20 protein-coding genes are annotated in these 25,355 nt (G+C 65.4%); 8 read left to right on the top strand and 12 right to left on the bottom strand.

Translation table 11 applies throughout. The features are described 5' to 3' along the window. Positions 1-34: 34 nt before the first annotated feature. The 9 genes from ACLHHB_RS08115 to dnaE form a co-directional block, all read right to left on the bottom strand. The gene (locus tag ACLHHB_RS08115; RefSeq protein ID WP_410217766.1) at positions 35-1,954 is read right to left on the bottom strand and encodes a protein TolA; all 1,920 of its coding nucleotides are present in this window, start codon (positions 1,952-1,954) and stop codon (positions 35-37) included. Between the two features lie 3 nt (positions 1,955-1,957). Then, positions 1,958-2,407 carry a protein TolR gene (gene tolR, locus ACLHHB_RS08110; RefSeq protein WP_410217765.1) on the bottom strand — a complete coding sequence of 150 codons (450 nt, stop codon included), beginning with the start codon at positions 2,405-2,407 and terminating at the stop codon, positions 1,958-1,960. A gap of 3 nt (positions 2,408-2,410) precedes the next feature. Further along, positions 2,411-3,103 (bottom strand): protein TolQ, encoded by a 693-nt coding sequence (gene tolQ / locus ACLHHB_RS08105; protein ID WP_410217764.1) that lies wholly within the window; start codon positions 3,101-3,103, stop codon positions 2,411-2,413. A gap of 171 nt (positions 3,104-3,274) precedes the next feature. Continuing rightward, the gene (gene ybgC, locus ACLHHB_RS08100) at positions 3,275-3,667 is read right to left on the bottom strand and encodes a tol-pal system-associated acyl-CoA thioesterase (protein WP_410217763.1); all 393 of its coding nucleotides are present in this window, start codon (positions 3,665-3,667) and stop codon (positions 3,275-3,277) included. Positions 3,668-3,702: 35 nt separating this feature from the next. Beyond that, a complete protein-coding gene (gene ruvB, locus ACLHHB_RS08095; protein ID WP_410217762.1) occupies positions 3,703-4,734 on the bottom strand; it encodes a Holliday junction branch migration DNA helicase RuvB in 1,032 nt (343 codons plus the stop codon). After that, positions 4,731-5,663, bottom strand: a complete 933-nt coding sequence (gene htpX / locus ACLHHB_RS08090) for a zinc metalloprotease HtpX (RefSeq protein ID WP_410217761.1) — start codon at positions 5,661-5,663, stop codon at positions 4,731-4,733. The genes ruvB and htpX overlap by 4 nt, the downstream gene beginning before the upstream one ends. A 15-nt stretch (positions 5,664-5,678) precedes the next feature. Further along, positions 5,679-6,398, bottom strand: a complete 720-nt coding sequence (gene ruvA / locus ACLHHB_RS08085; protein WP_410217760.1) for a Holliday junction branch migration protein RuvA — start codon at positions 6,396-6,398, stop codon at positions 5,679-5,681. After that, positions 6,395-6,904: a crossover junction endodeoxyribonuclease RuvC gene (gene ruvC / locus ACLHHB_RS08080; RefSeq protein ID WP_410217759.1), complete on the bottom strand. Its 510-nt coding sequence runs from the start codon at positions 6,902-6,904 to the stop codon at positions 6,395-6,397. Before ruvC ends, ruvA begins: the two co-directional genes overlap by 4 nt. Positions 6,905-7,033: 129 nt before the next feature. Beyond that, positions 7,034-10,504: a DNA polymerase III subunit alpha gene (dnaE, locus tag ACLHHB_RS08075; protein ID WP_410217758.1), complete on the bottom strand. Its 3,471-nt coding sequence runs from the start codon at positions 10,502-10,504 to the stop codon at positions 7,034-7,036. A 97-nt stretch (positions 10,505-10,601) separates the two neighbouring features. Here dnaE and ACLHHB_RS08070 point away from each other — a divergent pair, with 97 nt between their 5' ends. The 4 genes from ACLHHB_RS08070 to ACLHHB_RS08055 are packed head-to-tail and all read left to right on the top strand — an operon-like array spanning position 10,602 to position 15,201. Next, positions 10,602-12,122 (top strand): ABC transporter ATP-binding protein, encoded by a 1,521-nt coding sequence (locus tag ACLHHB_RS08070; RefSeq protein WP_410217757.1) that lies wholly within the window; start codon positions 10,602-10,604, stop codon positions 12,120-12,122. Continuing rightward, positions 12,119-13,195 (top strand): ABC transporter permease, encoded by a 1,077-nt coding sequence (locus ACLHHB_RS08065; RefSeq protein ID WP_410217756.1) that lies wholly within the window; start codon positions 12,119-12,121, stop codon positions 13,193-13,195. Before ACLHHB_RS08070 ends, ACLHHB_RS08065 begins: the two co-directional genes overlap by 4 nt. Beyond that, positions 13,192-14,082, top strand: coding sequence for an ABC transporter permease (locus tag ACLHHB_RS08060; protein ID WP_410217755.1), 891 nt, complete (start codon positions 13,192-13,194; stop codon positions 14,080-14,082). The genes ACLHHB_RS08065 and ACLHHB_RS08060 overlap by 4 nt, the downstream gene beginning before the upstream one ends. Positions 14,083-14,124: 42 nt before the next feature. Continuing rightward, the gene (locus ACLHHB_RS08055) at positions 14,125-15,201 is read left to right on the top strand and encodes a BMP family ABC transporter substrate-binding protein (protein WP_410217754.1); all 1,077 of its coding nucleotides are present in this window, start codon (positions 14,125-14,127) and stop codon (positions 15,199-15,201) included. A gap of 106 nt (positions 15,202-15,307) precedes the next feature. On the opposite strand, the gene ACLHHB_RS08050 is transcribed toward ACLHHB_RS08055, so the two are convergent. The 3 genes from ACLHHB_RS08050 to ACLHHB_RS08040 form a co-directional block, all read right to left on the bottom strand. After that, the gene (locus ACLHHB_RS08050; RefSeq protein ID WP_410217753.1) at positions 15,308-16,474 is read right to left on the bottom strand and encodes a M20 aminoacylase family protein; all 1,167 of its coding nucleotides are present in this window, start codon (positions 16,472-16,474) and stop codon (positions 15,308-15,310) included. Between the two features lie 63 nt (positions 16,475-16,537). Continuing rightward, entirely contained in the window at positions 16,538-17,881 is a 1,344-nt protein-coding gene (locus ACLHHB_RS08045) for an NAD(P)/FAD-dependent oxidoreductase (protein WP_410217752.1), read from the bottom strand. Continuing rightward, complete coding sequence (locus tag ACLHHB_RS08040; RefSeq protein WP_410217751.1) at positions 17,878-19,710, bottom strand: dipeptide ABC transporter ATP-binding protein; 1,833 nt, start codon at positions 19,708-19,710, stop codon at positions 17,878-17,880. Before ACLHHB_RS08040 ends, ACLHHB_RS08045 begins: the two co-directional genes overlap by 4 nt. A 261-nt stretch (positions 19,711-19,971) precedes the next feature. On the opposite strand from ACLHHB_RS08040, the gene ACLHHB_RS08035 reads away from it, so the two are divergent. The 4 genes from ACLHHB_RS08035 to ACLHHB_RS08020 all read left to right on the top strand — a co-directional run bounded on the left by ACLHHB_RS08035 (position 19,972) and on the right by ACLHHB_RS08020 (position 25,207). Continuing rightward, a complete protein-coding gene (locus ACLHHB_RS08035) occupies positions 19,972-21,675 on the top strand; it encodes a peptide ABC transporter substrate-binding protein (RefSeq protein WP_410217750.1) in 1,704 nt (567 codons plus the stop codon). 113 nt (positions 21,676-21,788) lie between these two features. Further along, a complete protein-coding gene (locus ACLHHB_RS08030; RefSeq protein ID WP_410217749.1) occupies positions 21,789-22,796 on the top strand; it encodes an ABC transporter permease in 1,008 nt (335 codons plus the stop codon). Continuing rightward, positions 22,789-23,772 (top strand): ABC transporter permease, encoded by a 984-nt coding sequence (locus ACLHHB_RS08025; RefSeq protein WP_410217748.1) that lies wholly within the window; start codon positions 22,789-22,791, stop codon positions 23,770-23,772. Before ACLHHB_RS08030 ends, ACLHHB_RS08025 begins: the two co-directional genes overlap by 8 nt. A gap of 976 nt (positions 23,773-24,748) precedes the next feature. Continuing rightward, positions 24,749-25,207, top strand: coding sequence for a hypothetical protein (locus ACLHHB_RS08020; protein WP_410217747.1), 459 nt, complete (start codon positions 24,749-24,751; stop codon positions 25,205-25,207). The last annotated feature ends 148 nt before the right edge of the window (positions 25,208-25,355 follow it).

Raw genomic sequence — 25,355 nt, 5'->3', positions numbered from 1 at the left:
GCGGAAAGCGGAAGGCAGGCTTGCCGGCGGGTGGTCATTGCATTTGCAGCCCGTCAGGGCGGAAGTCGACCACGACATCGCGCCAACGGCCGTATTTCGATGCCGGCAGGTCAAAGCCGGCACTGCCGCACATCAGGATGGCACGGCGGGCGACTTCGAACGCCTGCTGGGCACCGGATTCGCTGCCCCCCTGATAGCCGGCCAGACGCAAGCTTTCGCCCAGGGGAATGCCCTCAGGTGACAAGGTGAAGCCGACAGAAACAACCATGCGCGATGCTTCCACCGACAGCGCACCCACGTTCCAGCAGTTCTGGATGGCAAAGCGCAACCCGTCGCGTTCGGCCAGCGACAAGGGTTCCCCCATGGGCATTCTCCTGCCCCTGTCGAGCCCGGATCGGGGCAGCGGACTGGGTGTCAGTTGCATCATGTCGGCGGGCGGACCTGAGAAACTGTCATCGGTGCCCTGGGCGCCGTTGCCGGCCATGGCCCCTGCCAGGGCCGCCGCCAGCGGGTCAAGTCCGGCCGAGGCGCCACTGCCGCCTTCGATCATCTGGCGGTCGCCACCGAATGCATCGCCGGTCGAGGCAGAGTCGGTTCCCCCGGCGCCTGCCTGCGCCTCGCGCAGGGCATCGGCCAAGGCCTGACGGTCTGCCGCCTCGCGCGCGGCAGCTTCGGCAGCGGCATGACGCTCGGCCTCCTGTCGGGCGGCCTCCTGTCGGGCGGCCTCTTGACGCTCAGCGTCCTCCCGGGCGGCTTCGGCGGCACGACGCTCCTCGGCAGCGACGCGTTCGGCCGCCTCTGCCGCACGGCGTTCTTCGGCTTGGCGCGCCTCGGCGGCGCGATGCTCCTCTGCGGCAGCGGCTTCGGCAGCGCGGCGCTCTTCAGCCTCCCGGGCCTCGGCTTCACGCGCTTCGGCAGCGCGCTGCTCCTCGGCGGCGCGTTCGGCGGCCAATCGCTCCTCCTCGGCCCGCTCCTCCTCGGCCTTGGCTTCGGCGGCAAGACGGTCTTCCTCGGCCCGGGCTTCCGCGGCGCGGCGCTCTTCTTCGGCGGCGCGACTGGCAGCTTCGGCAGCACGCTGTTCTTCTGCTTCACGGGCTTCGGCGGCCTGACGTTCCTCGGCGGCACGTGCCGCAGCGGCCTCGGCCGCCCGAGCCGCGGCTGCGTCCCGTTCGGCGGCTTCGGCTGCGGCCTGACGGGCTGCCTGCTCGGCTTCGGCCGCCTCGGCTGCGGCTTGCCGGGCCGCCTGCTCCCGAGCGGCCTCCTGGGCGGCAAGACGCGCCTCCTCGGCAGCGGCGGCCTCGGCGGCGGCGGCTTGACGGGCCGCTTCTGCCGCGGCCGCTTCAGCACGCCGTCGGTTGGCGTTCTCGACCAAGCCGGCGGGCCGGTCCTGAGGGCGCGGAGAGGTATCCAGTGCCAGAGCCGAACGCGGCGCGACAGGCGCGGCCGCCACGTCTGGTTGCGGCGCGGCAGGCGGCGCGGGTTGCGCACTCACAACAGGCGCTGATGGTTCGGCCCGAACGGCCGGCATGGCCTCGGCATCCTGCATCTGGTCGGGTGCGGGTTGGGACAGATCGCTGGCCACGTCCACGGGGGCTGCAGGCGCAAGATCCGACAGGTCGGGCACGGCTTCGGCCGCATCCGGCGCGGCCAAGGCCGCCGAAGCGGCCGCCTGCGGCGGAACCGCCGACACGGGCGCATCCGTGGCCCCGTCCTCCACCGCCGGCGCGGGCAGGCCCGCCACCGCCGTTGCATCGGCGCTGACGGGTCCTGCGCCTCGCGAAGCCGCCGCAAGCGCCTCGAATTCGGCGCCGCTGATCGTCGAAACCTGTGTCGTGCGGACCGGAGGCCCGGGCTGCGGCCGGAAGAGGGCTCCGCCCAGGATGGCCCACAGGATCAGCGACCCGTGCGCGATCCCCGAAACCCAGTAACCCGTGCGGCCTTCGCGTTCATCCATGGCCTAGCCGTCCATCCTCGGGCCACCTGTTTCAGTGACCAGCACGATGTCGGTGATGCCGGCCGCGTTCAGGGCACCCATGATCTGCACGACGCGCGAGTATGGGATGGTCCCGTCGGCGCGCAGGAAGACGCGGCCTGACTGCCGCTCGGCCAGAACGGCACGCAGGGTGGCCACGACCTGGTCATCCTCGACAGGCTGGTTCATGACCTGCATCGCGCCGTCGGCGGGCATTGAGATGACCAACGGCTCTTCCTGCTCGGTCGGGACGGCGCTGGCGGCCGTCTTGGGCAGGTTCAGCGGGACACCCGCCGTCATCAGGGGCGCGGCCACCATGAAGATGATCAGCAGCACCAGCATCACGTCCACGAATGGCGTGACGTTGATCTCGGACATCGGCATGTTGCGCCGCCGTCCCTTGGTCCTGACCCGCTTGACGACCGAAGTGCCCATGGATCACACCTCGTCCATCTGGCGCGACAAAAGCGTCGAGAACTCGTCCGAAAAGGCCTCCCACCCGCCGGTGATGCGTTCGGCATCGCCCGACAGCTTGTTGTAGAACACGACCGCCGGAATCGCGGCCACAAGGCCTAGGGCCGTCGCCAACAGGGCCTCGGCAATGCCGGGGGCGACCACGGCCAGGCTGGTGTCCTGGCTCAGCGCGATGCCCTCGAAGGCGGTCTTGATGCCCCAGACCGTGCCGAAGAGGCCGATGAAGGGTGCAGTGGAACCCACCGTCGCCAGAAAGGACAGACCCCGGAACAGGCGGCCTTCCTCGCGCTGGATGGCGACGTTCATGGCGCGATCGATGCGGCTGATGCCGCCGGGGATCAGGCGACCGTCATCGCGGTGGCTGCGCCGCCATTCGGTCATGCCGGCTGCAAAGACCCTTTCGGATGCCCCGCGCGGGCGGTCGCCAAGGCGGTCGTAAAGATCGTCCAACGGTTCACCAGACCAGAAGGCCCGGTCGAACTTCGACGCTTCCTTGCGGGCCTGTCCAAAGGCGATGAATTTCTGCACGATGATCGCCCATGACCAGAACGAGGCGGCGATCAGCATGATCATCACCACCTGAACCGTCAGGGACGACCGCCAGAACAGCGCCACGGCTGAAAAGTCGATGGCCTCGGCGGCCTGAATGGGTTCCATAGTCACTGCCTCATCTTCATGTCCCGCGGCTGCCTTCTGCGCAGCCCGGCGTTGCGCGCCTTTTATCGCGTTCCTAACAAGGGTTTCATCCCCCAGTGCAACACAATGGCGTCACTTTTACGCAAAGCGCAGCCGATTTGCCGCGTTTTCTTTGGCTGGCGGCAAACCTGGTTAACGACCCAGGGCAGCCCTCAGCGGGGCCGGCAGGCGCACCGGACGGCCCTGCCCGTCGAGGCAGGCGATCGTCACGCGGGCGGTGAACAGCAGCTGCTGATCGCGCCGGACCTGCTGATCGACCACGATGCGGGCCGGGCCCGCCTGTACCAGATCGGTCACGACCGTCAGCAGATCGTCGAAACGGGCGGGGCGAAGATAATCCGCCTCGAGGCGACGGACGGCAAAGACGTGATCTGTGTCTTGTTTCAGGGCCATCTGGTCGACACCCAAGGCGCGCAGCCATTCCGACCGCCCCCGCTCGATGAACTTCAGATAGTTGGCATAATAAACGATCCCGGCGAGATCGGTGTCTTCGTAATAAACGCGTAGGGTCAGGTGATGGCTCATGGAGGCACGCTAGGACGGTTTGAGGCCGGCTGCAATCAGACGTCGAACAGGGTCGCCTGCCCCGGAGGCGTCGGCATGTCTAGCCCGAGGTGCCGCCAGGCCCGCGATGCCAGTTGCCGACCGCGAGGGGTCCGCGCGATCAGCCCTTGCTGCAGCAGATAGGGCTCGATGACCTCTTCGATGGCGTCGCGGCTTTCCGAGAGGGCTGCCGACAGCGTCTCGACCCCCACCGGCCCGCCGGCATAATGCTGCGCCATCAGCGTCAGATAACGCCGGTCGGCGCCATCCAAGCCCAGGTCGTCCACGCCCAGCCGCGTCAGCGCGATGTCCGCAATCTCGCGCGTCAGGCGGCCGTTTCCTTCGACCAATGCAAAATCCACCACACGGCGCAGCAGGCGCCCCGCGATACGGGGGGTGCCCCGGGCGCGGCGGGCAATTTCCAGCGTGCCCTCGGGATCGGCGCTGATCCCCATCAATCGCGCGCCGCGCTGGACGATCAGGTCCAGTTCCGGAATTTCATAGAACTGGAGACGCGTCGGGATGCCGAAGCGGTCCCGCAACGGCGTCGTCAGCAGGCCAAGACGCGTCGTGGCACCCACAAGGGTAAAGGGCTGCAGTTCGATCCGGACCGTGCGGGCGGCCGGACCTTCGCCGATCACCAGATCCAGTTCGAAATCCTCCATCGCGGGATAAAGCACCTCCTCGACCGCGGGGTTCATGCGGTGGATCTCGTCGATGAACAGGACATCGCGTGCCTCGAGGTTCGTCAGGATCGCCGCCAGATCGCCCGCCCGCGCAATGACCGGACCCGAAGTCATGCGAAAATTTACCCCAAGCTCGCGCGCCATGATCTGCGCCAGCGTGGTCTTGCCCAGACCCGGGGGGCCGAAGAACAGCGTGTGGTCCATCGCCTTGCCGCGCATCTTGGCGCTTTCGATGAAGACCTTCAGATTCGCGCGCGCCTCGGCCTGGCCCACGAATTCAGACAGGTTCTGCGGACGCAGGGCGCGGTCCTCGCCATCGCCTTCCAGCGATTCAGGGCGGAGCACGGGGTCTGGCTGGGTCATCCGCGGCCCCAAGGGGTGCGCGGGCCGGACGGGCGGTTGCGGCCGGTCTTCGGGATGCGGCTGGCGGCCGTGGTCGGCTGCACCGGCGCGCGGCCGGTGCCCTCCATCGCCATCAGGCGAGCGATCCGTTCCTCGGTCGGAGGATGGGTGGAAAACATCTTGTCCGCGCGCAGGGCGTGCAGTGGGTTGATGATGAACATCGATGCGGCGGCCGGATTTTTCTCAGCTGGCACGTTGACCGTCCGTCCTGCGGCCGTTGCGATCCTCTGCAGCGCCGAAGCCAAGGCCCGGGGCTGTCCGCAGATCGCAGCGCCCGTTGCATCGGCCTCGTATTCGCGGGCGCGGGAAATCGCCATCTGCACCATCATCGCCGCCATGGGTGCCACAATCATCGCGATGATCCCCCCCAAGGCACCGCCGCGACCTTCGCGTCCTCCCGTGAACAGCATCATGTTGCCCATCATCGCGATCGCCCCCGCCATGGTCGCGGTAACGGTCATGGTCAGCGTGTCACGATGCTTGATATGGGCCAGTTCATGCGCGATCACGCCTGCGATCTCGTCCCGGCTCAGCGTGTTCACCAACCCTTGTGTCACGGCAACGGCAGCATTTTGGGGATCGCGCCCGGTGGCAAAGGCGTTGGGCTGTTCCGTCGGCAGCAGATAAAGCTTGGGCATCGGCAGATCGGCGCGGCGGGCCAGATCGGCCGTCATCCGGTAAAGCTCGGGCCCTTGTTGGGGTGACAATTCGATCGCGCCCTGCTGGCGCAGAACCATCTTGTCGCTGTTCCAATAGCTGAAAAAGTTCATGCCGCCCGCGATCAGCAAGGCAATCAGGGCGCCGCCCTGCCCGCCCAGCATCCAGCCAAGTGCCATGACCAGCGCAGTCAGCGCGGCCATCAACATGAAGACCTTGACGTTTCCTGCCATGATGTCCCCTCCGGTTCAGTCCTTGGGCGCCAGAAGCCGCAGCGCTGCCCGGATCAACGCGGGCATGGCCGCCGCGGGTTCCCGGGCCTGTGCCTCGGCCACGGCCGTTGCAGCCTCCGACGAACCATAGCCCAGGTTGGTCAGCGCAGACAGCGCGTCGGCCATCGCTTGCCCCGCCAGCGCCCCGGCCGAGGGCTGGAACGCCTCGGCGCGGGGGATCGACCCCCGCGCCGAGGCGGCGGACGGACCGGGCTCGATGCCTGGCTCGTCCGCATCTCCGCCCGCGGCCACGTCACCGGCATCCACTGTCAAGGCGCCGCCAAGAGCCATGACCGAGGGCGCCTTGTCCTTCAGTTCCAGCACGATCCGCTGCGCCAGCTTCGGCCCGACGCCATTGGCCTTGCGCACCGAGGCCCAATCGCCCAGCGCGATCGCCCGCCCCAGCCCCTCGGGACCAAGCGTCCCCAGGATTGCCAGAGACACCTTGGCTCCCACGCCCTGCACCGACGTCAGAAGCCTGTGCCATTCCTTTTCCAGCATTGTCGGAAAGCCGAACAGCTGCAGCAGATCCTCCCGCACCAGCAGTTCCGTATAAAGCGCCGCAGCCTGACCGACGGGCGGCAGGCCGGCGGCGGTCCGGTCGCTGACATGGATGATGTAGCCCACGCCCCGCACATCGATCAGCACCTGATCCCGGGCGCGGTGCAGGATCACGCCTGCAATGCGCCCGATCATGCCGCACCTTGCCTGGGAGCGGCCACGCGCAGGCTCCGTCCCTGCAGATGGCGCGCATGGCAGATGGCGATGGCCAGCGCATCTGCCGCATCCGGACTCTCGAACTGCACGCCGGACAACTGGATGCGCACCATGTGCTGCACTTGCTCCTTGCCCGCGTGGCCCACGCCGACCACCGTCTTCTTCACAGCATTGGGCGCGTATTCGCCAACGGCAATTCCGGCCTCGGCAGGTGCCAGCAGGGCCACGCCGCGCGCCTGACCCAGCTTCAGCGTGCCCGTCGCATCCTTGTTCACGAAGGTCTGCTCGACCGCCGCCTCATCGGGCGCATGGGTTGCGATCACGGCACAAAGGCCGCGGAACAACACCGACAAACGCGCCCCCAGATCCTGCGAACCATCCGAATGGATCGTGCCATTGGCGACATGGCGGATGCGGGGACCATCGACCTCGATCACCCCCCAGCCCATGTTCCGCAAACCGGGATCAATGCCCAAGACCTTCATGCTGCCCTCTTTTTTCCAAGAGCTAGCACGAAGGGAGAACATTTGCCTAGTGACAATGCCCGGCCCGGAGCCGCGATCGCGTTGCCCCGAAATGATCGACATCCTCGGCAGTTCCCGACGAAACGAAGCCTATTCCTCGATGACATCAAGAACGCCCGGCACGGCGCGCAAGGCTTGGCGGGCGGGCGTGGTCATAGGGGCGTCATTGGCGACCTCGATCTCGATCACCTCGTCGCCCTCGCGAATGCGCAGGCGCACCGGGCCGCGGGACCGGGGCGGCACGATGATCTCGGTGCGGATGCGGGTCAGCACCTCGGCCAGGCGCGGTATCGTGTCGGCACCCTGCATCTCGACCGCTAGGCAACCGGCGCCGGCATCGGCCACCGCATCCTCCAGCGCCGTGACCGAATTGGCCAGCATCTTGATTTGGTCGCCGGAAGGCTCGACCTTGACCTGCAGGACCACGTTCGACCCCGCCTCCAGCTTGTCGCGGGACGCGTTCAGCAGGTCCGAAAACACGGTCACTTCGTAAAGACCGGTCGGATCCGAAAGGCTGACAAAGGCGTATTGCGTACCCTTGGCCGACTTGCGCTCCATCCGGGCGGCGACCGTGCCGGCGATCTGCGCCACCAAGGGGCCTTGCAGCGCATCCTGGCTGATCTCGGCCAGGGTCTGGACCTTCTTTCGGCGCAAGGCGGGCAGATAATCGTCCAGCGGGTGGCCGGACAGATAGAAACCGACGGCCTTGTGCTCCTCTCCCAGCTTTTCGGTCGGCAGCCAGATGCCGGCCAGCGGCGCGCGGGGCGGTGGCAGGTCCTCGCCCCCGCCGAACAGCGACGTCTGGCTGGAGGCTGCCTGTTCCTGCACCGCCGCCGACCAGGCACACAGCGCATCCAGCGACTTCATGACCCGCGCGCGGTTGTCATCCAGCACGTCGAAGGCCCCGGCCCGGGCCAGCATTTCAAGGGGGCGCTTGCCCACGCGCTTCATGTCCACACGACGGGCAAGGTCGAGGATATCGCGGAACGGAACATCCCCGCGCGCCTCGTGGATCAGCCGCATCGCGTCCAGTCCCACGCCCTTCAGCGCACCCAGCGCATAATAGATGCGCCCCTTGCCCACGGTAAAGGTCGGCGCCGAGCGGTTGACGCAGGGCGGCACGATCTCGATCCCCATGCGGTCGCACTCGCGCTTGTAGATCGCCAGCTTGTCGGTCAGGTGGATGTCGCAGTTCATCACTGCGGCCATGAACTCGACCGGGTGGTTGGCCTTGAGCCAGGCGGTCTGATAGCTGACAACCGCATAGGCCGCCGCGTGGGACTTGTTGAAGCCGTAGTTGGCGAATTTCTCCAACAGGTCGAAGACTTCGCCCGCCTTCTTTTCCGGCACGCCGTTGGCCACCGCGCCCTTGACGAACTTGGGGCGCTCCTTGGCCATCTCGGCGGCGATCTTCTTGCCCATCGCACGGCGCAGAAGGTCGGCACCACCCAGCGAATAGCCCGCCATGACCTGCGCGATCTGCATCACCTGTTCCTGATAAACAATGATGCCCTGCGTTTCCGCCAGGATATGGTCGATCGTCGGATGGATCGATTCCAGTTCGCGCAGCCCGTTCTTGACCTCGCAATAGGTCGGGATGTTCTCCATCGGGCCAGGGCGATACAGCGCCACCAGCGCCACGATGTCCTCGATGCAGGTGGGCCGCATGCGCCGCAGCGCGTCCATCATCCCCGAGCTTTCGACCTGGAACACCGCCACCGTGCGGGCGCTGGCGAACAGGTCATAGCTGACCTTGTCATCCAGCGGGATCAGGTTGATCTGGTTTTCCGTCCCCGGCGCGGGTTCATAAAGCGCCCGCCCCTCTGCGCACACATGCAAGGGCCGCCCCGCCCCGTTGATCAGGTCCACCGCATTCTGGATCACCGTCAGGGTCTTGAGGCCCAGGAAGTCGAACTTGACCAGCCCGGCCTGTTCGACCCATTTCATGTTGAACTGGGTGGCCGGCATGTTGGAGGCCGGATCGCGATACAGCGGCACCAGCCGGTCCAGCGGACGGTCGCCAATCACCACGCCCGCCGCATGGGTCGATGCGTTGCGATAAAGCCCTTCCAGCTGCTCGGCATAATCCAGCAGGCGGGCCACGACCTCCTCGCGCGCGGCCTCGCGCAGGCGCGGCTCGTCGGCCCGGGCCTTTGTGATGCTGACAGGCTTCACGCCTTCGAGCGGGATCATCTTGGACAAACGGTCCACCTGCCCGAACGGCATCTGCAGCACGCGGCCGACGTCACGCACGGCCGCCTTGGACAACAGCGCACCGAAGGTGATGATCTGCCCGACCTTGTCCGACCCGTACTTGTTCTGCACATAGCGGATCACCTCTTCCCGACGGTCCATGCAGAAGTCGATGTCGAAATCAGGCATCGAGACGCGTTCCGGGTTCAGGAACCGCTCGAAAAGGAGGCTGTAGCGCAGGGGGTCGAGGTCGGTGATGGTCAGCGCATAGGCCACCAGCGACCCCGCGCCCGATCCCCGTCCCGGCCCCACCGGGATGTGATGCGACTTGGCCCATCCGATAAAGTCGGCCACGATCAGGAAATAGCCCGGGAAACCCATCTGCTCGATGATGTTCAGCTCGAAATCGAGGCGGGCGTGATATTCCTCGACGCTGACGGCATGGGGAATGACCTTCAACCGCGCTTCGAGACCCTCGCGTGCCTGCCGGCGCAGTTCGGCCACCTCGTCATCGGCGAATTTCGGCAGGATCGGCGCATGCTTGGCCACGGCAAAGGCGCAGCGGCGGGCGATCTCTACGGTGTTCTCGATCGCCTCGGGCAGGTCGGCGAAAAGAACCGTCATTTCCTCGGGCGACTTGAAATAATGCTGGGGCGTCAGGCGGCGGCGGGGCTGGGACTGGTCGACATAGGCCTTTTCCGCGATGCAGATCAGCGCGTCATGCGCCTCGTACATCGTGGTCTTGGGAAAATACACGTCGTTCGTGGCAACCAGCGGCAAATCCCTGGCATAGGCAAGGTCGATCAGTCCGCCCTCGCTGGCGGCCTCGGCGTCCATCAGCTTGCTATTCTCGCCCGGATGCCGCTGCAGTTCGATGTAAAGCCGGGTCGGAAAGGCCTCCGCCAGCCGGTCGGCCAGCGCCGCAGCCTTGTCGGCCTGCCCTTGCGCGATCAGCAGGCCCAGCGGCCCACAGGCACCGCCTGTCAGGCAAATCAGCCCTTCTGCCCGCGCGCACAACTCTTCCACGGTGACATGGGGCAGTGCACCACCCTCGCGCAGATACAGGCAGGTCGACAGCGCCATCAGGTTCAGCCAGCCCGCCTGGTTCTGTGCCAAGAGGACAACGGGCCCGGTCACATCCGCCGCCAATGTCACCTGACAGCCGATGATCGGCTGGACGCCCTTGTCCTTGGCCTTCACGCTGAACTCCAGTGCGGCGAACATGGCATTGGTATCGGTCAGCGCGACCGCCGGCATCCCAACATCTGCCGCCAAAGCGGGCAGTTTGCCTACAGGAATGGCACCTTCCAGCAAGGAATGCTCGGAATGTGTGCGAAGATGGATGAATCGGGGGGGTTTTGACGTCATGATCGGGACAGTATCGCAGGCTGGCCAAACAGTGCAATTGCCCTGCCGGGGTTTTGCGGTCTAAGCAGGCAGGGCTTTTGACCAAGGGGACAAATTTTTGACCAAGGCCGCAGTGTTCCGGGCAACGGGGATCGGCAAGTCCTATCCCGGTGTCCGCGCCAATGACGACGTGTCCTTTGCCGTTGCCGAGGGCGAGATCCACGCCCTCCTGGGCGAGAACGGCGCCGGCAAGTCGACACTGGTCAAGATGATCTATGGCCTTGTGCGACCCGATCAAGGACAGATGTGGCTTGGGGATGCGCCTCATCATCCTGCCGATCCGCGTGCCGCCCGTGCCGCCGGCGTTGCCATGGTGTTTCAGCATTTCAGCCTGTTCGACGCCCTGACCGTGGCCGAGAATATTGCTCTCGGGATGGAGAACCCGCCCCCTCGGCGCGACCTGGCGGCGCGCATCACCACCGTCAGCCACGACTTCGGCCTGCCCCTGAATCCATCGCGGCGCATCGTCACCCTGTCCGCGGGCGAGCGCCAGCGAGTCGAGATCATCCGCTGCCTGTTGCAGAACCCGCGCCTGCTGATCATGGACGAGCCGACCAGCGTGCTGACCCCGCAAGAGGCCGAATTGCTGTTCGCAACCCTGCGCAAGCTGGCGGCGGGCGGCACCTCCATCCTTTACATCAGCCACAAGCTGGATGAAATCCGCAGCCATTGCGACCGCGCCACCATCCTGCGCCATGGCCGCGTCGTGGACAGCTGCGACCCCCGCGCCCATACTGCCCGCGAACTGGCTGCCATGATGGTCGGAAGCGAGATGCGCCTCGTCGATCGCACGGGACGCCGGGCGGGGAACACGGTGCTGCGCGTGGAAAACCTCAGCCGCTCCGCCCCCACGGCCGAAGGGACAGCGTTGAAAGGGGTCAGCCTGACCCTCCGCACGGGCGAGATCCTGGGCATCGGCGGCGTTGCGGGCAACGGGCAGGAAGAGTTGCTGGCCGCCCTGTCGGGCGAGGTTCGCAGCGCGCCCGGCAGCGTGACGCTGGAAGGGCGCGACCTGTCGGTCCTTGGTCCCGAGCCACGGCGCGAGGCCGGCCTTCTGTCCGCGCCCGAGGATCGGCTGGGTCACGCTGCCGTTCCGGATTTCAGCCTGACCGAGAACACGCTGCTGACCGCCGGCGCGCGCAAGGGGCTGGTGCGTCGCGGCCTGATCGACCATGCCGGCGCCCGTCGCTATGCAGAGGCCGTCATCAAGGCCTTCGACGTCCGCACCCCCAGCCCCGGCACCCCCGCACGGGCCCTTTCGGGCGGCAATCTGCAGAAATTCGTCATCGGCCGCGAGGTGATGCAGGCGCCGCGCGTGCTGGTCGTCAACCAGCCCACTTGGGGTGTCGACGCCGGCGCCGCCGCCGCCGTCCGCCAGTCGCTGCTGGACCTGGCCCGCAAGGGTGCGGGTGTCATTGTCATCTCTCAGGACCTGGATGAGCTTTTGGAACTGTCCGACCGCTTTTGCGCGCTGAACGAAGGACGCCTGTCCGATCCGGTACCCACCGAGGGCCTGACGCTGGAGCGCATCGGCCTGATGCTGGGCGGTGCCCATGGCATGGAGGAGGCCCGGCCATGATCCAGCTTGTTCCGCGCCAGGCCACCTCGACCGCATGGCAAGTGGCGACGCCCGTTCTGGCCGTGCTGGCCACGATGGTGGCGGGCGGCCTGTTGTTCGCCGCCATGGGACACGAGCCGGTGGCGGCGATCCGCACCATCTTCTGGGACCCGCTGTTCGGACCGGCGGCGTCCTATTCCCGGCCGCAGCTGCTGGTCAAGGCCGCGCCGCTGATCCTGATCGCCTCGGGGCTGGCGATCGGCTTTCGCGCGGGCATCTGGAACATCGGGGCCGAGGGGCAATACATCATCGGCGGCATCACCGGCGGGGCAGTTGCCTTGGCCGCCTATCCGGCCGACGGCCTGTGGATCTTTCCTGCCATGGTGTTGGCGGGCATGGCGGGCGGCTGGGCCTGGGGCATGATTCCGGCGCTGCTCAGGAACTGGTTCGGCGCGTCCGAGATCCTAGTGTCGCTGATGCTGGTTTATGTCGCCCAGCGCGTGGCGGCTTGGATGGCCTTTGGCCCGATGCGCAATCCCGAAGGCTTCGGCATGCCCGGATCGCGCAATCTTCAGCAATATCCGGCGGCGGCCAACCCTGAACTGATCGAGGGCACCGGAGCGCATTGGGGCGTGGTCGCGGCGGCGGTGGCGGTTCTGGCCACCTGGTTCCTGATGAGCCGCCATATCCGCGGCTTTCACATCCGAGCCGCAGGAACCGCCCCTCGCGCCGCCCGCTTTGCCGGCGTCAATCCCGCGACGCTGGTGGCCTTCTGCCTGGGTCTATCGGGCGCACTGGCCGGAGCAGCGGGTTTGTTCGAGGTCGCGGGTCCGGCCGGCCAGATCACCGACAAGCTGGGCACGGGCTATGGCTTCACCGCCATCATCGTGGCCTTTCTGGGCCGCCTGCATCCGGTCGGCATCCTGCTGGCGGGCCTGCTGCTGGCGCTGACCTATATCGGGGGCGAACTGGCGCAGCTGACGATGCAACTGCCCGCTGCCAGCGTGCAGGTCTTTCAGGGGATGTTGCTGTTCTTCCTGCTGGGGTTTGACCTGCTGACCCGCTTCCAGATCCGCAGGAGGGTCCTGGCATGATCATCGATCCGCTGTCCGTCTTTCTGCTGCTGTTGTCGGCTTCAACCCCGATCCTGTTCGCCGCGCTGGGCGAACTGGTGGCCGAACGCGCCGGCGTCCTGAACCTAGGCGTCGAAGGGATGATGATCACGGGCGCGCTGGCGGGTTTCGCTGCCGCCTATGGCACGGGCAACCCGTTCCTCGGGTTTCTGGTGGCGGCCGTGGCCGGGGCAGCGATCTCGCTGCTGTTTTCGGCGCTGACGCAGCTGTTTCTGGCCAATCAGGTGGCTTCCGGACTGGCGCTGACGCTGTTCGGGCTGGGCCTGACCGCAATGTTCGGAAAACCCTTCGAGGGCGTCAAGGCCCCGCCCATGCCGGCAGGTCCCTTGCGCATCAACTGGATCGTCTGGCTGGGCCTGATCATGGTGCCGCTGATCTGGTGGTTTCTGAACCGGTCACGCCCGGGCCTCATCCTGCGCGGCGTGGGCGAGAACCATGACGCGGCCCATGCCTTGGGCTATGACGTGCGCCTGACCCGCGTGGCCGCTGTTGCCTTCGGCGGCGCCATGGCGGGTGTCGGCGGCGCCTATATCTCGATTGCTTCGGTGCTGCAGTGGACCGAAGGCATGACCGCGGGCGCCGGATGGATCGCGCTGGCCATTGTCGTCTTTTCCAACTGGACGGCGCCAGGTGTGCTGGCCGGGGCCTGGCTCTTCGGCGGCGTCACCGTGCTGCAGCTGCGGCTGCAGGCGGCGGGCGTGCAGGTGCCGGTGCAACTGCTGTCGATGGCGCCCTATCTGGCGACCATCATCGTGCTTGTCCTGATCTCGGCCCGGCAAAAGTTCAGCCGCCGGGCAGGAGGCGCGGCACCCGGATCTTTGGGGCTCAATTTCCACGCGCTGCGCTGACACGCGGCCCATCAACGACAACCAACAAAGGGATTGATCAACATGCAACGCAGGACACTTCTGGCCACGGCTTCGGCCCTGATCATGGCGCTGGCCGCACCGACTCTGGCCCAGGACGAGCCGCTGAAGGTCAGCTTCATCTATGTCGGACCTGTCAGCGATGGCGGCTGGACCTATCAGCATGACCAGGGTCGCCTGGCGGTCGAGGCGGAGTTCGGCGACCGGGTCGAAACCACCTATCTGGAAAACGTGCCCGAAGGCGTCGATGCCGAGCGTGCGCTGACGCAGCTGGCCTTGGCGGGCAACGACGTGATCTATGCGACCAGCTTCGGCTACATGGACGCGGTCATGAACGTCGCAGCCAAGTTCCCGGACGTCAAGTTCGAACACAACACCGGCTACAAGCGTGCGGACAATGTCGGCACCTATGACGGACGCTTCTACGAAGGCCGCGCTGTCATCGGAACCATCGCGGGCCGGATGACCGAAACGAACAAGATCGGCTATATCGCGACCTTCCCCATCCCCGAGGTGATCCAGGGCATCAACTCGGCCTATATCCATGCCAAGAAGGTCAACCCGGATGTCGAGATGCGGGTGGTCTGGGCCTATACCTGGTATGATCCCGCGAAAGAGGCGGATGCCGCGAATGCCCTGCTGGCCGAAGGGGTGGACGTGATCCTGCAGCACACCAACTCGACCGCGCCGCTGGCGCAGCTGCAGCAGGCGGGCAAGATCGGCTTTGGGCAGGCCGCCGACATGTCGTCCTTTGCACCGACACCGCGCGTGTCGTCGGTGTATAACAACTGGGCCGCGCATTACGTGAACAGCGTGGGCCGTGTCCTGGACGGCACTTGGCAACCAGATGGCGTCTGGGGCGGCATCGGCGACGGCATCGTCGCGATCGGCGACATCACGGACGCCGTTCCCGCCGAGGTCAAGGCCGAGGCCGAGGCGCTGCGCGATGCCATCGGCGCCGGCGAATATCACCCCTTCACCGGCCCCCTGAACAAGGCCGACGGCAGCGTCTGGCTGGCCGAAGGCGAGGTGGCCAAGGACGAGGACCTGCAAGGCATGAACTTCTATGTCGAGGGCATCACCGCGCAGCTTCCGCAGTAACGGGGCCCTGCCCCGACTGTAACAGGCAGGGCATCTGTCGGAACCTCATCACACAAACGGCGCGCGGCTGGTCCGCGCGCCGTTGTTCATGGCCAGGTTGTCAGCCTCAGGCGGCCGGCATCCGCGCCTCGACCATGCCGGCGTACCAGCTGGAGCCGGCAGGGATCGCATCGTCGTTGAAATTATAGGCCGGGTGGTGAACCATGGCCGTGTCGCCGTTGCCGACCCAGATATAGGCACCGGGGCGTTCGTTCAGCATGTAGCTGAAATCCTCGCCTCCCATCATCGGCTGCATGTCCATGTTCACGTCACCCGATATCTGGCGGGCCACGTCGGCCGCCCAGTCGGTTGCCTGTTCATCGTTCATGGTCACCGGATAGCCGCGCTGGTAATCCACCTCGGCCCGGGCGCCCATGGCCGCGGCGATATTGGTCGCGACGCGCTTGATGCCTTCTTCCAGCTGGTCACGCACCTCGGGGGCAAGACTGCGGGCGGTGCCCTTCAGCTTGACGACCTGCGGGATGACGTTGTGCGCCGTGGAGTCCGTGCTGACCACGCAGACCGAGATCACGGCATTCTTCAACGGATCGATATTGCGCGCCACGACCGACTGCATGGCCACGACGATCTGCGCGGCGGTCAGGGTCGTGTCGATGCATTCATGGGGCTTGGCCGCATGGCCGCCCTTGCCGGTCACCGTGATGTCGAACTGGTCGGCCGCCGCCATCATCGCCCCTGGACGGATCGAGAAGCTGCCCACCGGCATGCCGGGCATGTTGTGCATGCCATAGAACTCGTCGATCTTCCAGCGGTCGACCAGACCGTCCTTGACCATGGCCTCACCGCCCGCGCCGCCTTCTTCGGCCGGCTGGAAGATGACAATGGCGGTGCCGTCAAAGTTGCGCGTCTCGGCCAGGTACCTGGCGGCGCCCAGCAGCATGGCGGTGTGCCCGTCATGGCCGCATGCGTGCATCATGCCAGGGGTCTTCGAGGCGTATTCGACGCCCGTCTGCTCGATGATGGGCAGCGCGTCCATGTCGGCGCGCAGGCCGATGACGCGGCCCCGGGTGTCGGTCTTGCCCCTGATGACGCCGACGACCCCGGTGCGGCCCACGCCCTCGGTCACCTCGTCGCAGCCGAAGTCGCGCAACAACTGCGCCACGCGGCCCGCCGTCCGGTGGACCTCATAAAGCAGTTCGGGGTTCTCGTGAAAGTCGCGGCGCCATGCGGTGATTTCGGGCAGCAGTTCGGCAAAGCGGTTCTTGACGGGCATGATGGTCTCCTTCGGGCGCAGGTTGGCGATTTCCTGCATGATCTGCAAGAGGTTGGTCCGGCATCACAGGTCCGGGCCCAGTTCGACGGGGGAACCGTCCGAAAAACGGGCATAGCGAAAGCGGCGCAGGTCATGAGCGGGGTGCCGCCCCTGCATCATGTCCGCCATCACGCGTCCGATGCCCGGTCCGATGCCAAAGCCGTGACCTGACAGGCCGGTGGCGACAAAAAAGCCGCCGACCGGCATTTCATCCAGCACGGGCACCTGATCGGGCATGGTGTCGATCATGCCGGCCCAGGCGGCGCGCAGCCTGGGGCGTCCGATCCGGGGAAAGGCGGCGGCGAAGTCGTTCTGCAGCCGCGCCAGCCGCGCTGGGTTCGGGTCGGGCGACAGCACCCGCATCGCCTCGAAGGGCGAAGGCCGGTCGGCGCGCCAGCGACGCGGCGTCGTCCATGCATCCGGATATCCTCGCGGGGCCACAGCCTGCAGACGCGTCAGGCGCAGGTCGCGGCGGATCATCGGCAGATAGGTCCGCAGGTTGCGCACTGCCGCGGGGCCGATCCAGAAGTCATGGGCCATTCCGGGTGCCAGCGTATAGCCGCCATCGGTCCGGCGCCGGAAGGCAAAGTTTGCATCCGTCGCGGCACCCGCCCAAAAATCAGGCAGGGGTTCGGTCGCGGCAACGGTGGCCCGCACCGACAGTTGCGGCAGGAACAGCCCTGCATTGCCCGCAAACAGTCCTGACCACGCGCCGCCCGCCAAAAGAACGCGGCCGGCGGCAATGGGACCATCCTCGGTGACGACGCCGGCGACGCGGCCATTCTGGATATCGAGGGCGCGAACCGCGCAATGTTCGCGGATGGTCACGCCCTCGGCCACGGCAAGGCGCGCGATGGCAGGCACGGCCTGCCCCGGTTCCGCGCGCATGTCCGACGGTGTCGTCAGCGCACCTGCCCAGCCCGCGCTGTGCGGCAGCATCCGTGCCAGCGCCGCGCGCCCGACGACGTGACTGTCCAGACCATGCGCCTGGGCAACCTCCAGCCAGCGTTCGTAACGCGCCATTGCCGCATCGTCGGGCGCCAGGAAGCTGACGCCGCAGGTGGACAGGCCGAGGGTCTCGCCCAGTTCCTGCGCAAGGGCAGACCACAATCGGCGGGCTTCCAGCATGATCGGGATCTCGGCCTCGTCGCGGCCCTGCGCGCGGACCCAGCCCCAGTTTCGGCTGGACTGTTCGCCCGCGATCACGCCCTTTTCGCACAAGACGACCCGCTGGCCTTCGCGTGCGAGATAAAGGGCCGTCGTCACACCCGCAATGCCGCCGCCGATGACCACGACATCGGCGGCATCCGGCAGTGCCGCACGATGGTGCGGCACTGCATCGGGTCCGATGGGCGGCGTGGCCTTCATGAGTGCGTCACCGGATCGACCAGCACGCGATGGCCCGGCGCGACCTCGCGATAGACCGAGGGCTTTGCCTGATAATCGACCGGATGCATGGGCGAGGGAATGGGGCGGAAGTTCAGGTCCTCGCTGATCTTCTTCTGGCGCGGATCGGCGACGGGAACGGCCAGCATCAGCTGGCGGGTATAGCTGTGCTGCGGGTTCTCGAAGACTTGGGCGCGGGTGCCCATCTCGACGATGCGGCCCAGATACATGACGCCGACATGGTGGCTGACGCGCTCCACCACCGCCATGTCATGGCTGATGAACAGCATCGAAATGCCCAGATCCTGCTGCAGCTCCATCAGCAGGTTCAGGACCTGCGCCTGCACCGACACGTCCAGCGCCGACACGGCCTCGTCCGCGATGATCAGCTTGGGGTTCAGGGCCAGCGCGCGGGCGATCGCGATGCGCTGGCGCTGGCCGCCCGACATTTCGTGGGGATAACGGCGCATGAAGCTGCGCGGCAGTTCGACCCGGTCGAACAGCGCAGCGATGCGGTCCTGGCGTTCCGACCGGCTGCCGATGCCATAGTTCTGCATCGGCTCGGCCACCTGGTCATACAGCTTCATGTGCGGGTCGAGGCTGGCGAACGGATCCTGAAAGATCATCTGCATGTCGCGACGTGCGCGGCGCAATTCGCGCTGCGACAGGCCCAGGATATCAGTGCCGCCAAGGTCCACCTGGCCCGACTCCGGCTCGACCAGCCGCAGGATGGAGCGGCCGCAGGTGGACTTGCCGCAGCCGGACTCCCCTACCAGCGACAGTGTCTCGCCCGCGTTGATGGTGAAGCTGACATCCTCGACCGCATGGACCCGAGCGACGGTGCGGCGCAGGATGCCGCCGTTGACGCCAAAGCGCGTGGTCAGGTTCCGGACCGTCAGCAAGGACCGGGGATCGGCCACGATGATCGGCTCGGGGGCGCCATGGCTGCCGTCGCCCATCAGGCGCAGGCGTTCGGGCGCGGGCTTGCCCGTCATCTCGCCCAGGCGGGGGACGGCGGCCAGCAGCATCTTGGTGTAATCCTGCTGCGGGTTTTCGAAGATCTGCTCGACCGGGCCTTCCTCGACCTTGTCGCCCCGGTACATGACCACGACACGATCTGCCATTTGCGCGACCACAGCCATGTCATGGGTGATGAAAAGAACGGCAATCCGCTTTTCCCGCTTCAGCCGGTCGATCAGGGCCAGGATCTCGGCCTGGATGGTGACGTCCAGCGCGGTGGTGGGTTCGTCGCAGATCAGCAGGCGCGGCTCGCAGGCCATGGCGATGGCGATGACCACACGCTGACGCATGCCCCCCGAGAGTTCGTGCGGGTACTGGTCCAGGCGGCGTTCGGGTTCGGGAATGCGAACCTGGCGCAGGATCTCCAGCGCGCGAGCCCGGGCTTGGCCCTTCTTCAGCCCGCGATGGGCCATCAGTCCTTCAACCAGCTGGTCGCCCACGGTGAAGACGGGGTTCAGTGCCGTCATCGGTTCCTGAAAGATCATGCCGATCTGGTTGCCGCGGATGTCGCGCATCGCGGCATTGTTCTGCGCCGCCAGATCGACCACCCGGCCATCGTCCTTTTCGAACATCAGCCTGCCGCCCGCGATCGTGCCGCCGCCGAACTCGACCAGCCGCATCAGCGACAGCGAACTGACGGATTTGCCCGATCCGGATTCCCCGACGACGCACACGCATTCACCGGGCCTGATGTTGAAGCTGACATCCTTGACGCCAACGACCACCCCATCGTTCGTTTCGAATTCGACGCGCAGTTTTTCAATCGAAACAAGGGGTTTCTCGTCAAGCATCCCGACAGCCTCCGACCATGTGCAGGCTGGAAGGCTAACCAAAGCCCTCCGAAAGTCAAAGACGAAACGGTCACGGGCCCCTGACGCGAATGGTCTTGCTTTCGCGGCGGGCTTTGTCTGATGATGCCCCCATTCCGCAGGGATAACGGCAACACGAACAACCGCCCGGATAATCGGGGACATGAAAGAACAAGCAGCCCTTGAATGGCTGATGGTGGCGTGGAGCCTCCCGCGGGTCGCAATACCCAACAGGAGAGTGTGATGAATCTGAGAACCGTTCTGATGGGCGCCGCCGCGACGCTGGCGATGGCCCCTGCCGCATTTGCCGAGCGCGGCAGCGACGGTCAGCTGAACCTGATCATGTGGCAGGCCCCTTCGACCATGAACCCTTATCTGTCGGGCGGCACCAAGGAACAGATCGCGGCCAGCCTGACGCTGGAGCCGCTGGCGGGCTATGATGCCGAAGGGACCATCTTTCCGCGCCTTGTGACAGAAATTCCCTCGGTCGAGAACGGCGGCATTTCCGAGGACATGACCCAGGTGACATGGACCCTGCGCGACGACATCAAGTGGTCCGACGGCAGCGACGTGACGGCCGAGGACGTGGTGTTCACCGGCAAATACTGCATGCACCCCGAGGGAGGCTGCTCTCAGCTGGCCAAGTTCGAGGGCGTCACCTCGATCGAGGCCGTGGACGAGCGCACCGTCCGCATCACCTTCGCCTCCCCCCGCCCCGACCCCTTTTCGGCCTTTGTCGGCTCTCAGTCGCCGATCCTGCAGAAGGCGCAGTTCGAGGCCTGCCTTGGCGCCAATGCGCCCACCTGCACCGACCAAAACTTCAACCCGATCGGCACCGGCGCCTTTCGCGTCACGCAGTTCCTGACCAACGACACGATCTCGCTGGAGGCCAATCCGGAATACCGGGATCCGGCCAAGCCCGCCTTCGCGACGGTGCTGGTCAAGGGCGGTGGCGATGCGGCCGGTGCCGCTCGGGCGGTTCTTGAAACGGGCGAATTCGATTATGCCTGGAACACGCAGCTGGCCCCCGACGTGATCGCGGGCATGGAGGCCGCGGGTCGCGGCAAGGTCACGGCCGCCTTCGGAAGCCTTGTGGAACGCATCCACGTGAACCTGACCGACCCTTCATCCTCGCTGCCCGAGGGCGAGCGTTCGACGCTGAAGCATCCCCATCCGTTCCTGTCGGACCCTGCCGTGCGCAAGGCCCTGTCCATGGCCATCGACCGCGAACTGCTGGTCGAGATCGGCTATGGAACCGCCGGCCAGCCCACCTGCAACTATGTCCCCGCCCCCGAGGCCTGGGCCTCGGACAACACCGAATGCCTGACGCAGGACATCGAAGGCGCCAATGCCCTGCTGGAGGAAGCCGGCTGGGTCAAGGGCCCGTCGGGCGTGCGCGAAAAGAACGGCGTTCCGTTGCGCATGGTCTTTCAGTCATCCGTCAACGCCGTGCGCCAGGACTTCCAGGCGCTGATCAAGCAGTGGTGGTCCGAGATCGGCATCGAGACCGAGTTGAAGACCGTTGACGCATCGGTGTTCTTCGGGTCCGACGCCGGGTCGCCCGACACGCTGCAGAAATTCTATGCCGATGTCGAGATGTATGCCGACAACTTCGACGGCACCAACCCGACGCCCTATCTGGCGAAATGGACCTGCGACAAAGCCCCTTCGCCCGCCAACCAGTGGCAGGGCGAGAATACCAGCCGTTTCTGCGAAGAAGAATACGACCGGCTGGTGAACGAGATCGACGGCGTCATGGATGCCGACGAACGCGCCGAAATGGGCCGCCGCATGAACGACATGCTGACCAGGGACAGCAACGCGATCATCCCGCTGGTATATCGCGGAACGGCCTCGGCCCATTCCAACACGCTGGGCGGTGTCCAGCTGAACGCCTGGGACAGCGAGATCTGGAACACTGCCGACTGGACCCGCGTCGCGCAGTGACCGACAGGCCGCCCCGGTCCGTGGCCGGGGCGGCGCCCCCTTTCTCTCGGCTCCGCCTGCCGGGGCCGTGACGGGGGGACGGACATGCAAGCCCATCTTCCGAGCGAGGCGCCATGCTGAGTTTCACCATCCGCCGGCTGTTGCTGGCGATCCCGACATTGCTGTTCATCTCGCTGGTGATCTTCCTGCTGCTGGAGGCGTCCCCCGGTGACCCCTTGGGTGATGTGCCTCTGACAGTCCCGCCCGAAGTGCGCGAACGGATGCGCGCAGCCCTTGGCTTGGGCGAGCCCTGGCCCGTCCGCTACGTGCTGTGGCTCAAGCAGTTCTTCTGGGTCGAGCCCCTTTACTGGTTCGGCCGCTGGACCGGCACCGACTTCAGCCAAGGCGCGCAGCGGATCGTCAGCTTCCAGTCGCGCAGCCCCGTCTTTGACGTGATCGCGCAGCGCCTGCCGCAAACGCTGATCGTGGTCGGCATGTCCTATGTCGTGGGCATCCTGATCGCGATCCCCATCGGGATCATCTCGGCCTACAAGCAATACAGCTGGTTCGACCAGATCGGCACCTTCGTGTCCATGATCGGCTTTTCCATGCCCACATTCTTCACGGGTGTGGTGTTGATCATCATCTTCGGCGTGAACCTGCAGTGGTTTCCTTCCGTTTATGACACGACGCTGGTCGTGCGGGACTGGGACAGTTTTCTGGCGCAGGTCCGGCAGATGGTGATGCCGGTGACGGTTCTGGCGCTCTATAACGCGGCGCAGATCAGCCGCTTCATGCGTTCGTCCATGCTGGACAACCTGGGACAGGATTATGTCCGCACAGCCCGCGCCAAGGGCCTGTCCGAACGGGTCGTGGTGCTGAAGCATGTGCTTCGCAACAGCCTCATTCCCGTCATCACGGTCATCGCGTTGGGCCTGCCGGCGGTCTTCGGTGGCGCCATCATCACCGAACAGGTGTTCAAGGTGAACGGCCTGGGACAGCTGCTGATCTCTGCCATCCATGCCAACGACATCCCGATGGTGCTGACGCTGACATTCATCTTCGCCATCCTGATCGTCACCTTCACCCTGATCGCAGACATCCTCTACGGGGTGCTGGACCCGAGGATTCGCTATGACTGACACGACACGCCCCATCGACGAGTTGCGCGCAACCGCGGGCAATGCCGCCGTTCCCGCCGCCGCCAGCCCCCCTGTCGTTCCGCCGCAGGGTGCTGTCGAAACCCGCAGCCAGTGGTCGGATGTCTGGCGTCAGTTCCGCAGTCATCGGGGCGCCATGGTGGCGCTGGTGATCTTTGTGTCGATCATCCTCTTCGTGTCGGTCGGCCCGCTGATCTGGACACTGGATGCGACCTATGTGGACATTCGCGCCCGCAACCAAGGCTTTTCGGCGGCTCATCCGCTGGGGACGGACCAGTTGGGCCGTGACATGCTGGCCCGGCTGATGGCCGGCGGGCAGGTGTCGATCGCGGTGGGCCTGACGGCCATGTTGATCGCCATCACGCTGGGCAGTTTCGTTGGCGTCACCTCGGGCTATTTCCGACGGCTGGATGCGCCGCTGATGCGCCTGACCGAACTGTTTTTGGCCCTTCCGCTGCTGCCCCTTCTGCTGCTGATGGTCACCCTGTTCCGGGAACCCTTGTCGCAGACCTTCGGTCCTGCGCTGGGCATCTTCTTCCTGATTGTTTCCGCCATCGGGGCGACCAGTTGGATGCAGGCGGCCCGGATCGTGCGCGGCGAAGTGCTGGGACTGAAGGAGCGCGAATTCATTCTGGCGGCCCGTTCCATCGGCACGCCGTCGCACCGGATGATCCTGCGTCACATCCTGCCGAACGTCCTGTCGCCCATCATGGTCGCCGCGACGCTGGGCATCGCCACCGCCATCATCACCGAATCCGCACTCAGTTTTCTTGGACTGGGCTTTCCCCCGGATTTTCCGACCTGGGGCCGGCTGCTTTATGACGCAGTGGACCAAATGGTTCTTTATCCTTGGCGGGTCATATTTCCCGGGCTGCTGATCTCGCTGACCGTGCTCTGCGTGAACTATATCGGCGACGGATTGAGGGACGCGATGGACCCACGGATCCGGGGGCGGTGACGGCATTGCCGCCCATGGATGAAGGTGACGAAACCGCCATTGCCGCTGATGAAGAGTGCATGCAGCAGTTGGATCAAGCGAATTGCCGGAAGCATCTGCTGGGACACAGGATGTATCACACGGCCACAATGGTCGGCCCTGTCGAGGCGTCAATGCGATCAAACCGCTCGGGATGATGCCCCGAATCCTTTCCGTCGCCGAATGTTCTTACACCGGCATGTGGAGAGGGCTTCACCCGTTTCAAGTGTGCTCAGCCAACCTTAGTCACGGCGGCCTGACTCGGCCGTTTCGGAAGCAATCTGCGACTTGGCATATGGGTGAAATTGAAGCGCCCTGCGTTGGCGACACCGATCTTCACCGGTCTTCCGAAGCAAGCGCAACTCTCGGGGGGAACGCAAAGGTGGCGCTCCTTTGATGCGTCTGGCATGGCCCCGCTGCTTTTCCCGATTCAAAGCCAGTTGGCCCTGCAGCGCTCTGTCCCCCTCCGCCGGGGCGCGGCGGAACGAGTCTCTCTGAAAGCGAGCGAAGCATCACTTCGCCAGCAACGGTGCTGCCTTCTGCTCAGAAAGGGCAGGTCTGATCCCGCCTTGCCATCATCCACATTGCCGGTCCTTGGAGCACCTGCGCAACATCGACTGCAACCGACCTGCAGCGTCTGCTGCTGCCGCCAGATCGACAGCGATAGAATTTCCAAGCCGCAAAATGAATTCTGCACTGCAGAAAAATTCAACCTTGGATTGATTAACGTGCGGGTGCCTGTACAAGCTGCTGCAGAATGCCCCAGCCGCAGGTGCCAAAGAGGATGATGATGAGAAAAGCGTTGGCAGTTGCAGCTCTTGCCGCCTTGTTTCCGATCACAGTCCCAGCCGGAGAGGCCGAGTTCGGGATAGGAGAGTCCGTCCTCGGGCATACAGTGGAGGTAGGCTATCGCATCAACGAAACCTTTGGCCTGCGTGGTTTTCACAGCAGGGCCGGCATGAGCTTCCGGAAATCATTGGACCAGGACATTTACGAAGGAAATTTGCAGGGTGGCAGCAGCGGCCTCTTCGTGGACCTTTACCCCTTGGCCGGCAACATGCGCCTTTCACTGGGACTGGCAGGGCTGGGCGGGATCAATGCTGCCGGATTCACCACAACATCATTCGAGATCAATGGCCAAACCCATGACACCGCCTTGAATCTGGACGCGAGGTTCAGGAATGACATCTCGCCCATCCTGACGGTCGGCTATAGCAGGGGCATCCTTGCCAGCAGGATCAGGGCCAGTGCAGACATAGGCGCAGTCTATGTCGGCGGCTTTGACGTCACGGCAACTGATCCCCGCGGGCTTATTCCGGAAAACGAGATGGAAGCGGAAGCGGACAGGCTGGGTCGACAGCTCAACCGCTACGATGTCCTTCCATTCATCAAGGTCGAGATCTCCGTCGCGTTCTGACGGCAAGAGCGATCACCACCAATGGCCCGAACCAAACATCTCGTTCAAGGCCATGAACGCGGTGCCGGCTCAGTGCCGGCACCTGTCTCTTCTACCGCGCGCCCTTTGAGGTGAGCAGTGCGGGCACGGTCTTGGCGATGATGCGGAT

The sequence above is a fragment of the Paracoccus sp. (in: a-proteobacteria) genome (genome assembly GCF_046462195.1).
Taxonomy (GTDB): domain Bacteria; phylum Pseudomonadota; class Alphaproteobacteria; order Rhodobacterales; family Rhodobacteraceae; genus Paracoccus.
This window is presented reverse-complemented; position numbering and strand designations above follow the sequence as displayed.

Excerpts from the sequence above, each read along its gene's own strand:
- ACLHHB_RS08115 (WP_410217766.1), bottom strand. The coding sequence starts at position 1,954 with ATGGATGAACGCGAAGGCCGCACGGGTTACTGGGTTTCGGGGATCGCG.
- tolR (WP_410217765.1), bottom strand. The coding sequence starts at position 2,407 with ATGGGCACTTCGGTCGTCAAGCGGGTCAGGACCAAGGGACGGCGGCGC.
- tolQ (WP_410217764.1), bottom strand. The coding sequence starts at position 3,103 with ATGGAACCCATTCAGGCCGCCGAGGCCATCGACTTTTCAGCCGTGGCG.
- ybgC (WP_410217763.1), bottom strand. The coding sequence starts at position 3,667 with ATGAGCCATCACCTGACCCTACGCGTTTATTACGAAGACACCGATCTC.
- ruvB (WP_410217762.1), bottom strand. The coding sequence starts at position 4,734 with ATGACCCAGCCAGACCCCGTGCTCCGCCCTGAATCGCTGGAAGGCGAT.
- htpX (WP_410217761.1), bottom strand. The coding sequence starts at position 5,663 with ATGGCAGGAAACGTCAAGGTCTTCATGTTGATGGCCGCGCTGACTGCG.
- ruvA (WP_410217760.1), bottom strand. The coding sequence starts at position 6,398 with ATGATCGGGCGCATTGCAGGCGTGATCCTGCACCGCGCCCGGGATCAG.
- ruvC (WP_410217759.1), bottom strand. The coding sequence starts at position 6,904 with ATGAAGGTCTTGGGCATTGATCCCGGTTTGCGGAACATGGGCTGGGGG.
- dnaE (WP_410217758.1), bottom strand. The coding sequence starts at position 10,504 with ATGACGTCAAAACCCCCCCGATTCATCCATCTTCGCACACATTCCGAG.
- ACLHHB_RS08065 (WP_410217756.1), top strand. The coding sequence starts at position 12,119 with ATGATCCAGCTTGTTCCGCGCCAGGCCACCTCGACCGCATGGCAAGTG.
- ACLHHB_RS08060 (WP_410217755.1), top strand. The coding sequence starts at position 13,192 with ATGATCATCGATCCGCTGTCCGTCTTTCTGCTGCTGTTGTCGGCTTCA.
- ACLHHB_RS08055 (WP_410217754.1), top strand. The coding sequence starts at position 14,125 with ATGCAACGCAGGACACTTCTGGCCACGGCTTCGGCCCTGATCATGGCG.
- ACLHHB_RS08050 (WP_410217753.1), bottom strand. The coding sequence starts at position 16,474 with ATGCCCGTCAAGAACCGCTTTGCCGAACTGCTGCCCGAAATCACCGCA.
- ACLHHB_RS08045 (WP_410217752.1), bottom strand. The coding sequence starts at position 17,881 with ATGAAGGCCACGCCGCCCATCGGACCCGATGCAGTGCCGCACCATCGT.
- ACLHHB_RS08040 (WP_410217751.1), bottom strand. The coding sequence starts at position 19,710 with ATGCTTGACGAGAAACCCCTTGTTTCGATTGAAAAACTGCGCGTCGAA.
- ACLHHB_RS08035 (WP_410217750.1), top strand. The coding sequence starts at position 19,972 with ATGAATCTGAGAACCGTTCTGATGGGCGCCGCCGCGACGCTGGCGATG.
- ACLHHB_RS08030 (WP_410217749.1), top strand. The coding sequence starts at position 21,789 with ATGCTGAGTTTCACCATCCGCCGGCTGTTGCTGGCGATCCCGACATTG.
- ACLHHB_RS08025 (WP_410217748.1), top strand. The coding sequence starts at position 22,789 with ATGACTGACACGACACGCCCCATCGACGAGTTGCGCGCAACCGCGGGC.
- ACLHHB_RS08020 (WP_410217747.1), top strand. The coding sequence starts at position 24,749 with ATGAGCTTCCGGAAATCATTGGACCAGGACATTTACGAAGGAAATTTG.